This is a genomic window from Chamaesiphon polymorphus CCALA 037, assembly GCF_003003845.1.
Classification (GTDB): Bacteria; Cyanobacteriota; Cyanobacteriia; order Cyanobacteriales; family Chamaesiphonaceae; genus Chamaesiphon; species Chamaesiphon polymorphus.
In genome coordinates, this window is the sequence record NZ_PVWO01000206.1 from 1 (window position 1) to 9,527 (window position 9,527).

Genomic DNA, 9,527 nt, shown 5'->3' on the forward strand with positions numbered 1-9,527 from the left:
GTTTAGGCGCGTTTACGTTCGAGGGAATTGGCAATATTGTCATTAAAATGACGATCGAAGACCCACTTTCAAATTAGAAGGAAAACATTAGTAGCGTTAAATTTGCGTAATATTTTTAAGTACGATCGAGATATTTTCTAAGCTTCAATCCCATCTGAATTTGCGGTTTCGTCGATCGCCGCAAGCGACTGCGAGGCATGGAGCACCATCGTCGTGCTGCTATTTGTGACAAAACCGAGCCGTTCGTAAAAATTTTGATGGTGCGTGGTGAACAGATAAACGCGTTCGACTCGCTTCATGCAGGGATGCGAGAGTACTGTCGTGACTAATTTACGTCCTAAGCCTAGCCGTTGATAGTCAGGGTCGATGACGACATCCCAGATCGTCGCCCGATATACACCGTCAGAAGTCGCTCTTGCAAATCCAATTAATTTGTCTTCATCCCACGCCGAGATCGCAGGTTCGCTGCGATCGATGGCAATTTTGAGATCTTCAACTCGTCGATCAACCGCCCAAAACGCGCTTCTATTTAAAAGTGTTTGGAGTCGATAGAGGTCGATATCTGCACTGCGATCGCAAAACCGAATGGATTGGACGTTCATTGGCTAACTAAAATATCTGGATGACGTATAAGCATATGTGCTGTTACTTACTGTAAGCCATCCTAGTCAGTTTATGACTGCTATTCAATTTTTAAATTTCAATGGAGCCAAGGAGGCTCGAACTCCTGGCCCCTACAATGCCATTGTAGTGCTCTACCAACTGAGCTATGGCCCCATACTATTTTTTAATCTACTCGATTTTGTTTGTTGTTGTCAAGTTTTGGCGATCGAGTCTTTTAGAAATTCGCTCGCGATCTTTGTCGATTGCAGCGGGAGAGAGAGATACACCTTCATGGGCGAGCAGCCACTGTTTGCGAACCAACCCACCAGCATAACCAGTGAGTTGCAAGCTAGCACCAATGACACGATGACAAGGGATAACGATCGCCACTGGATTGAGGGAGTTGGCCATGCCTACGGCTCTAGCTGCTGTCGGTCTGCCGATATTTGTAGCTATTTCGCCATAAGCAACCGTCGTGCCTACTGGAATCTTCCGTAGCTCCTGCCACACCAATTGCTGGAAAGCTGTCCCCCCAGCATTGACGTCAATCTCGATAAGACTCCGATAATCTCCGGCTAGATAAGCCTGAATTTTAGTCCTCAATCCTTGTGGATCGACTTTGACTAACCAGTCCACTGCTGGATATCGCTTGGATAGCAATCCCCTCATGCGCGGCTCATATTCGGCAAAATCTAGCGCGCACAAGCATTCGCCGTCAGTAACTAACATAATTTCGCCCAATGGCGATTCAAATCGATCGATAAAAAGTTTCATAAGTCTGAAAATGGAACCTCCGATAAAGCTCCAGCAGCGATCGCGCTCAAAGCTCGATCGAAATATTTGCTAGATTTCGATCGAGTTGCATGGTTGCAGCATCGACCTGAATTCGATCGAAATCTAGCTATTTGCGGTTAAGAATGTGTCGAGCGTGAAGATCTCCAACGATGGCCGACATTTAGGCGGGGAAAATCCGCAGACGGCGATTGGGTTCTTCGCCGAAGCTGGTAGATTTGAGGTGATAGTGCTCGACTAGTTCGTGTTGCATCTTACGGACAGCATTCGATCTAGGTAACAATTCCACGGGTTGACCCTTGGGGATGACGATTTGCTCGACTGCCAATCGGGCTTCTTCTAAAGCTTCGACCTCATCCTCGCTGGCATTCTGGGTGAATAACCGCAGATCGGCTTCTTCGGGGATACCCGGATCGTCCATGTGCAGCATCCGCCGCAGGGTGCGGGTGATTTGCGGAATCGTGCCAGATTTGACGCTGTAGATCGGTACTTGGCGTACCTTACTAATTTGGCGTAGTTTGGCATGATTTTTGATGTGGGTTCGCAGAGCGAGGACGGCATCGGCACTGCCCATATCTTTGGTTAAGACGACAGGTAGATTGAGGACTTCAATTACCTGCTCCAATTCGTCGCGACCGATGCCATATGGGTAGACATGGAGCGGCAATTCTTCGCCATTTGCTCCGACGCTAATCCCAGTCGCCATCCCCGCCGACATCATGGCTTCGTCACTATCCCAGTTTTGGTCTAAGAGTTGCGAAAATCCCAGATCGGCCTCTAGGGTGGCTTGAGAGGCATTGGTAGCCAAAGTACTAGGCATGGGTGACATGCGCCCGCTCGATCGCCAGCCACCGTTCGCTGCGGGGATATTTGGCGCGGGCATCAAGCCGTTTTTGGCGGGTTCTGGTAATTCGCGAACGATCGATACTTTGCCAGCTTCATTTACCGTGCGGATTTGAGTCGTCGGTTGACGACCGCGCAAGAGGGTATCGACCATTTCGGAGACGCTATCATGGACGACCCAGCGATGGCGTTCGTGCATTTCGACGGCGATTTCAAAGGTGGGGGGTGCTTTGCGTTCGAGGACGGTTTTTTGGGAGGAGCGGCGGCGAGCTTCTTCGTCGCCGAGGGTGACGGCTTGAATCCCACCGATCAGATCGGAGAGGGTGGGGTTTTTGAGGAGGTTTTCGAGGCGATTGCCGTGAGCGGTACCGACGAGTTGGACGCCACGTTCGGCGATCGTCCGAGCGGCTAAGGCTTCGAGTTCGGTACCAATTTCGTCGATGACAATGACTTCGGGCATGTGGTTTTCGACGGCTTCGATCATCACTTGGTGCTGAAGTTCGGGACGAGCGACTTGCATCCGTCTGGCTCGACCGATCGCGGAGTGCGGAATATCGCCATCGCCTGCAATTTCATTGCTGGTATCGATAATTACCACCCGTTTGCCCAATTCGTCGGCTAAAACCCGCGCGATTTCCCGCAGGGCTGTAGTTTTGCCCACGCCGGGACGACCTAACATCAGGATCGATTTGCCCGTTTCTACCAGGTCGCGAATCATATTAATCGTGCCATAGACGGCGCGACCCACGCGACAGGTCAACCCGATAATTTCGTCGGTGCGATTGCGCATACAGCTAATCCGATGCAAGGTGCGCTCGATGCCCGCCCGATTGTCGCCGCTAAATAAGCCCAATCGATCGACACAATGCTGAATGTCAGCTTTACTCACTGCCACATCGCTGAGATATTCTGCCCCTTCGGCAAATCTCGCTTCGGGATAACGCCCCAGATCCATCACTACTTCAATTAGTACGCTGAGTTTAGGATGGTTTTCTAAAGCGATCCGAATCGACTCCGGCAACACAGCCAATAACTGGCTGAGGTCGTCGGTAATTTGCATTCTACCCAAACTTAAATTTTCGTCCATTACGAGTTGTTATTGGTGATTTTTCCTTGTTTCTGGCTCGCTGATTCGATTACCTCTGATAGGCTACGCCAACGAATCTCCTGGCATCGTTTTCTCCCGATAACCCCATCGATCGTTAACTAAAATTCATGGACAGATGCTCCCTTCAATTGCCCGACTAGCTCGTTAGCAATCGTCACAGCCGCAGCCATTAAGTCTGAATGCGCTTCCAATCTTCCAGGATTATCGGTGCGGGCGTCCAACTTGTCGAGCAGCGGCGACAATAAGACGCGTGCGTAGCTACCATAAGCGACACCGTGAACGTGTTTGGTATTGGTTGGCGGTAAAAGTGCGCGTTCCCGTAATTTGGGCACGGTGTAGTGGTTGGTACCGCCAGCTAATTGCACGTAACCTGGTAGATTGGCCGCTAAGACTTTTTCACCCAATCTAATCGCCGCATGAGTAGTCCCCGCGCCAATATCCCCACTCATGGGCCTACCATCGGTTTGCCAGAGGAGTGTAAAGGGGAGTGGGTGAGGATCGTAAGTGGCTGCGATCGTACCGTAGATCGATCGCAGATACGAGATTAATTCGTCACTATCGGGACAACTAATCGCTAGCAACTTGAGATGGTGTGCGGCTGGTGCCAAAACGCTCCACAATTGCCGAAAATCGTCTAAATGACCCGGCTGAGTATGAATTTCGATCGCGTCGATCCCATCCTCCGCCGTGAGATAAGGGAGGATACTATTGGGAGTTGCCGTGCGATCGCGCGTCGAAATCAGTCCTAACGGACAAATCGGCAAACAACGACCGCAACCATAGCACTGACTATCGATGACGCCTTGCTGAGTACTAGTAAAGGCGATCGCATCAGCCGGACAAATCCGCACGCACGGACGCGGACAATCTGCTGGACACTGGGATGGGTCGAATTCTGCTTTCCGAAAATGTGGGTCTATGCCATCATTTAAACTCACCATCAGCCACGGTTCATCTCCACTTGGATGTCCCGAATCTCGATGTGCCTGGGCTAATTTGCGAGCGGTGTGGATGCCATCTTTAGCGGCGGTAATTACCGCTAAATCAGCAGCAACATCGATACAATCAGCTCCAGCTAATGTATAGGCGATCGCGAGATTGCGGATGGCTGGTAAGTGCCCAAAGCTAGCACCGCAGATGAGTTTAAACCATGTACCCCTAGTTAATGAATTTAAGGGTGAAGGATATAGCACTAGGACTTGGATGAATTTTTTCTAACACTATTGCTAGTGGAAATTTTTAGATATACCGAGTAAAAACATTCATGACATTCACCCTCTTTGCCCTAAGTTTGTCAGCGTGCTGATGTATGAATTATATCTAGATTTACAGGTGCGTGGCTAGAAATCGTCGGGATGTTAATTTTCTGTAACGCGACTCGCTCTGTTGAAATCGAGAATCGCGACGATCGAGCGATCGCTTGGCAGTACAATTGGATCGATATGGAGATTAAAACCATGAGTAACCGTCCCATCATTCTGGGTATCGTCGGCGATAGCGCGGCAGGTAAAACAACCCTCACCAAAGGCATCGCTCAAATTCTTGGCGAAGAGAATGTCACCGTCATCGGTACGGACGACTACCATCGCTACGATCGCCAGCAACGGGCAGAACTAAACATCACTGCGCTCCACCCTGACTGCAACTATCTCGACATTATGCAGCAGCATTTAGCCCTGCTGCGGAGCGGGCAACCGATCCTCAAGCCAATTTACTCTCACAAAACAGGTACCTTTGAGGCACCGAAATACGTCAAGCCCAATCGGTTCGTCATCGTCGAGGGACTGCTCGGCTACTCCACACCCATAGCGCGCGAGTGCTATGACGTCAAGGTTTATTTAGCTCCACCAGAGCCTCTGCGCGCGCAGTGGAAGATCCAACGCGATACCCTCAAACGCGGCTACACCGAAGTCCAAGTCTTGACCGAACTCCAAAAGCGCGAATCAGACTCAGAGCAATTCATCCGTCCCCAACGCCAGTGGGCAGATATAGTCGCCAGCTTTTATCCCCCTAGCACCACAGATGGAGATGCGTCGCTCCTCAATGTCCGGCTCGTCCTCCGACCGACAATTACCCACCTAGATCTCAGCCAAGTCATCGAACCAGGTAACAGCGATTCGCCACCAGCCATCCGGTGGAATCTCGATCGAGATATGGGCAAACCAGTCGATGTCCTCGAAATCGATAGTCATGCGACGAGCGAGAAAATCAATCTGTTAGAGCAGATGATTTGTAACGACATGCCCGATCTCCATCGCGTCTGCAATCGGGAAGTCAATCCAGATCTGGGCAAAATTGTCGGGACGACTGGCGAAACCCTCCAAAGTTATCCTTTGGCTTTGACTCAGCTTTTAATTACCTACTACATGCTTAAGGCAACTCAAGAACCTAAATAAAGTTCGATTCTCGTTCGCAGACGCTACGCGAACGACCTCACCATTAAGCGGTCGTTCGCGTAGCGTCTGTGAGAGGATGTTTGGAAATACGGATAAGTCAGCTCTACCTTCTGCCTTTTCTTAAAATGTCTCACAGCTTGCCTCCGATTCTGTCGAAGATAGTGAGTTAAAATAATAGCTGACTCATTTAAATCCAATCGCCCAAACCATGCAATTCATCGATCTCGCAGAAGTAGAAGTAGAATCCGGAAGTGGTGGCGATGGGATAGTTACCTTTCGGCGTGAAAAATACGTCCCGGCGGGAGGCCCCTCCGGGGGAAATGGTGGCAAAGGTGGTTCGGTTTTCTTTACCGCTGTTGAAAACCTGCAAACCTTATTAGACTTTCGTTACAATCGCCGCTTCAAAGCTGAAAATGGTGGTAAAGGTGGTTCGAGTAATTGTACTGGTGCTTCGGGTGACGATTTAATTGTCGAGGTACCCTGCGGTACGATGATTTACGATACGGCTACCGACGAACTATTAGTCGATTTGGTGGAGCCGGGGCAAACTTTTAAAGTTGTTGCGGGTGGTAAAGGTGGTTTGGGTAACGCGCATTTTTTGAGTAATAGCAACCGCGCACCGGAATATGCGCTACCCGGACAACCACCACAGCAAAAACGGATTAGGCTGGAATTAAAATTATTAGCAGAAGTCGGGATTATCGGTTTGCCAAATGCGGGCAAATCTCCCCTGATCTCGGCACTTTCAGCCGCACGTCCCAAAGTCGCCGATTATCCATTTACGACTTTGGTGCCTAATTTAGGTGTCGTCCGCAAGCCTTCTGGCGATGGAACGTTATTTGCCGATATTCCAGGATTGATCGAGGGTGCATCGCAGGGTGCTGGGTTGGGACACGATTTTCTCCGCCACATCGAGCGCACGCGTGTATTGTTGCATTTAGTCGAAGCAACCAATGACGATCCGATCGCTGCTTATCAGACAATTCAGCAGGAGTTGATCGCTTATAATGATTCTTTGGCTACTCGCCCTCAAATTTTGGCCTTGAGCAAAATCGATGCGGTAGACGATGAGGAAGTTGCCGAAATTGCCCAAGCGTTGAGCGAGGTAGCCCAGCAGCCAGTATTTCTCATCTCATCGGCCACTCGCACGGGCTTAGATCCCCTCCTTCAGCAAGTTTGGCAAGAGTTAGATCGGTTAGAAGCCGAACGTCAGGCCGAAAAATTAGCACTCGAACGGGCGGGATTTCCTGTCTTGAAGTAGATATTTAAAAGAGGATGGCCGATCGATCGGCCATCCTCTTTGCGATTCTGCACTACTATATTTAATAACGGAGAAGGAGGGATTCGAACCCTCGGTAGGATTGCTCCTACAACAGATTAGCAATCTGCCGCTTTCGACCACTCAGCCACCTCTCCACACTGCGGTTATAAACCGACGTTTTTAACTATATCATGTTGCTACAGTTTTCACAAGATATTAAAAATCGATGATGCTCGATACCCCTATAACGCTCGCTCGAAGCACCGCCCATGCAGACGATCGATTTGCGATCGGGTTTGCCCCCTTATCGCTAGATGAAGTCTATCAACTCGCTGACGATCCTGGCAATGGCGCAGTAGTGGTCATGAGTGGGACAGTTCGCGATCGCACTGACGGTCGCGCGGTAGACTATTTAGAGTATCAGGCTTACGAACCGATGGCGATGCGCGTATTTGCGGCCATTGGTTGGGAAATTCGCGATCGGTGGCCGAGTGCGACTCATGTGGTCATCCATCATCGCGTCGGCAAATTAAAGATTGGCGAAATTAGTGTCTTAGTTGCTGTCGGATGTCCGCACCGAGGGGAGGCGTTTGCCGCTTGTCAGTATGCGATCGATACGCTCAAGCATCAAGCTCCGATTTGGAAAAAAGAGTGGTTCAGCCAGCGCGATGGCGATCGACCATCGAGTACTTGGGTGAGTATTGGGGATTGCGAACGCCACGAATAAAACTGAACGTGGCTAATCTTATGGCATTTTACCGATCTGTGGAAACGATGGGAGGTTTTTTCTGAGCCAATCGGTGGAAGATCTACCCCCACCCATTTCTGACACCTGAAGATCCGAACTCCAGACTGACGAACTGACAGATGGAGTCGATGTAGCTCCAGCAAAGCCTCTGACAAATAGATTTTGAAAGAACTTAGTACTACGCCAAGCCTCGAAGTATAAATATCCCAGTACTAGGACATAGGCAAGAGCGAACAATTCTAGCGGTACCAGAAATCGACCGCGATCGATACCTGCCACAATATTACTAATAATCGATGAAGTTGCCGTAAATAATCCGCCCAACCACGTTAATAGCAAAATTAATGTAATTTGGTGTATTTTTATACAGATAGTAAGTTGATATCCATGGTATAGGCTATTAATTTTACCTTCAATTGTGGGCACTAAAAATTTGGGTAAATGCAGATATTTGTGACCGATAATCCGGGTGGCTAAAAACTTAAAGCCTTGAATTTCGCCAATAAAATGTTGCTGTTTCGGATTGACTTTGACGAGCGAGTGCGAATCCATGTTGGGTAAGGCAACAGCGGAGTCTGCTGATGGCAGCGCATCCTGGGAGATCCGCATAGGCGTTGGCGATTGGGTTTCACCCACATAAATAGCACTTGCCAATCGATCGGTAATTTGCGCAAAATCAAGTGTGGTTAGAATCACACACTGCGGAAAGGGAATTCTAATCATTACTTTAGCTATAAATATCAGTAGCTTGGCTAGATTGAAATAATTATAAAGATCGACAGATAGATGACGCCTAGTATTATTATTTATCAGTCTATCTCTTCAGATCTTCTAATTGCTACCCGGTAGTATAGAATTGAGCAAAAATACTGAATATAGCAAGTCAAATTTAAGCCCGAACACTGAAATTCGCAGTGAATTATTTGGCTGTTCTTCATCTTTAGGTTTGTACGTGGGTACTCTAAGCGATGAGTGAGTAAGCGCAAGATCGGTAAATTGAGTATGGAAGTAGCTATCGAGCAGCTCAGAGCTGGCAAAATTTCGACGACAGGAGACTTAGGGGCACCAACTGCGCAAATTGCGATCGACCCCAGTACGAATCCACAATTGCTCCGCAAAATTGCGACAGAATCCAACTGGGAACTACGGCGATTGGTAGCGAGCAATCCTAACACGCCGACAGATGTCCTCTGGCAATTGGGAATTGACTTTCCCGAAGCGGTACTCAATAACCCAATTTTTGAATTGTTACAACTAGAGCAGCTTCAATTAGCCGCAGAAATTCCACACGCGACATTAACTAGCCTGTTGCAATGCGACTGCGTACCCCGCAACTTGATGGAGTATGCTGTCGATCGACAAGACTATAGTCTCTGGCTAGCGGTGGCTTATAATCCCCAGACTCCCAGCACATTGCTCGAAAATCTCGCCCGCAAATCCCGTCGCCAAGATCGAGAGTTAATTCGGGCTGTTGCCGCACATCCGAATGCGCCACAACACCTACTTGCCGAAATCATCGAGATCGGTGAGAGCGTGGCGCAAGTTGTTGCTGAAAATGCCAAGACATCTGTAGCTGTATTGACAAAGATTTTGAAAAAATACGCACAAGCCAACGATCCGACATTTACCACATTGGTAGCACTACATCCCCAGCTAGGTGAGGGATTGTTGATGCAGATGTATCTCGCACCCAGCGAGTCAGCCGCGCGATCTTTGTGGTTGGCGAAACAAATTACGACAGAATCGACTCAATTAGTACTGTCTCTTATACACATC

At 49.0% G+C, this 9,527-nt stretch carries 9 protein-coding genes and 2 tRNA genes; 4 read left to right on the top strand and 7 right to left on the bottom strand.

What is annotated here, in order from left to right; translation table 11 throughout:
* Positions 1-137: 137 nt before the first annotated feature.
* From C7B77_RS15910 to ldpA, 5 genes are all read right to left on the bottom strand, one after another.
* Positions 138-602 carry a GNAT family N-acetyltransferase gene (locus tag C7B77_RS15910; RefSeq protein ID WP_106306746.1) on the bottom strand — a complete coding sequence of 155 codons (465 nt, stop codon included), beginning with the start codon at positions 600-602 and terminating at the stop codon, positions 138-140.
* Between the two features lie 102 nt (positions 603-704).
* A tRNA-Ala gene (locus C7B77_RS15915) sits at positions 705-777 on the bottom strand.
* A gap of 15 nt (positions 778-792) precedes the next feature.
* On the bottom strand, positions 793-1,377 hold the full coding sequence (locus C7B77_RS15920; protein ID WP_106306749.1) for a methylated-DNA--[protein]-cysteine S-methyltransferase: 585 nt from the start codon (positions 1,375-1,377) through the stop codon (positions 793-795).
* 181 nt (positions 1,378-1,558) lie between these two features.
* A complete protein-coding gene (locus C7B77_RS15925; RefSeq protein ID WP_106306752.1) occupies positions 1,559-3,325 on the bottom strand; it encodes a R3H domain-containing nucleic acid-binding protein in 1,767 nt (588 codons plus the stop codon).
* Between the two features lie 119 nt (positions 3,326-3,444).
* Positions 3,445-4,539 (bottom strand): circadian clock protein LdpA, encoded by a 1,095-nt coding sequence (gene ldpA, locus C7B77_RS15930; RefSeq protein ID WP_106306755.1) that lies wholly within the window; start codon positions 4,537-4,539, stop codon positions 3,445-3,447.
* Positions 4,540-4,803: 264 nt separating this feature from the next.
* Between ldpA and C7B77_RS15935 the strand changes: the two genes are divergently transcribed.
* Positions 4,804-5,742, top strand: a complete 939-nt coding sequence (locus C7B77_RS15935) for a phosphoribulokinase (RefSeq protein WP_106306764.1) — start codon at positions 4,804-4,806, stop codon at positions 5,740-5,742.
* A 208-nt stretch (positions 5,743-5,950) separates the two neighbouring features.
* Positions 5,951-7,003, top strand: a complete 1,053-nt coding sequence (gene obgE / locus C7B77_RS15940; protein ID WP_106306758.1) for a GTPase ObgE — start codon at positions 5,951-5,953, stop codon at positions 7,001-7,003.
* Positions 7,004-7,071: 68 nt separating this feature from the next.
* On the opposite strand, the gene C7B77_RS15945 is transcribed toward obgE, so the two are convergent.
* Positions 7,072-7,158 (bottom strand) — tRNA-Ser (locus tag C7B77_RS15945).
* 71 nt (positions 7,159-7,229) lie between these two features.
* Between C7B77_RS15945 and C7B77_RS15950 the strand changes: the two genes are divergently transcribed.
* Positions 7,230-7,730, top strand: a complete 501-nt coding sequence (locus C7B77_RS15950; protein ID WP_181243883.1) for a molybdenum cofactor biosynthesis protein MoaE — start codon at positions 7,230-7,232, stop codon at positions 7,728-7,730.
* An 18-nt stretch (positions 7,731-7,748) separates the two neighbouring features.
* Here C7B77_RS15950 and C7B77_RS15955 read toward each other — a convergent pair whose 3' ends face one another.
* Complete coding sequence (locus tag C7B77_RS15955; protein WP_146138350.1) at positions 7,749-8,447, bottom strand: hypothetical protein; 699 nt, start codon at positions 8,445-8,447, stop codon at positions 7,749-7,751.
* A 276-nt stretch (positions 8,448-8,723) separates the two neighbouring features.
* On the opposite strand from C7B77_RS15955, the gene C7B77_RS15960 reads away from it, so the two are divergent.
* Positions 8,724-9,527 (top strand): variant leucine-rich repeat-containing protein (locus C7B77_RS15960; protein ID WP_219892169.1); only part of this gene is annotated, 804 nt, incomplete at its 3' end.

Bases quoted from the DNA above. Each gene is read 5' to 3' on its own strand.
- C7B77_RS15920 (WP_106306749.1), bottom strand. From the start codon at position 1,377: ATGAAACTTTTTATCGATCGATTTGAATCGCCATTGGGCGAAATTATG.
- C7B77_RS15950 (WP_181243883.1), top strand. From the start codon at position 7,230: ATGATGCTCGATACCCCTATAACGCTCGCTCGAAGCACCGCCCATGCA.
- C7B77_RS15935 (WP_106306764.1), top strand. From the start codon at position 4,804: ATGAGTAACCGTCCCATCATTCTGGGTATCGTCGGCGATAGCGCGGCA.
- obgE (WP_106306758.1), top strand. From the start codon at position 5,951: ATGCAATTCATCGATCTCGCAGAAGTAGAAGTAGAATCCGGAAGTGGT.
- C7B77_RS15925 (WP_106306752.1), bottom strand. From the start codon at position 3,325: ATGGACGAAAATTTAAGTTTGGGTAGAATGCAAATTACCGACGACCTC.
- C7B77_RS15910 (WP_106306746.1), bottom strand. From the start codon at position 602: ATGAACGTCCAATCCATTCGGTTTTGCGATCGCAGTGCAGATATCGAC.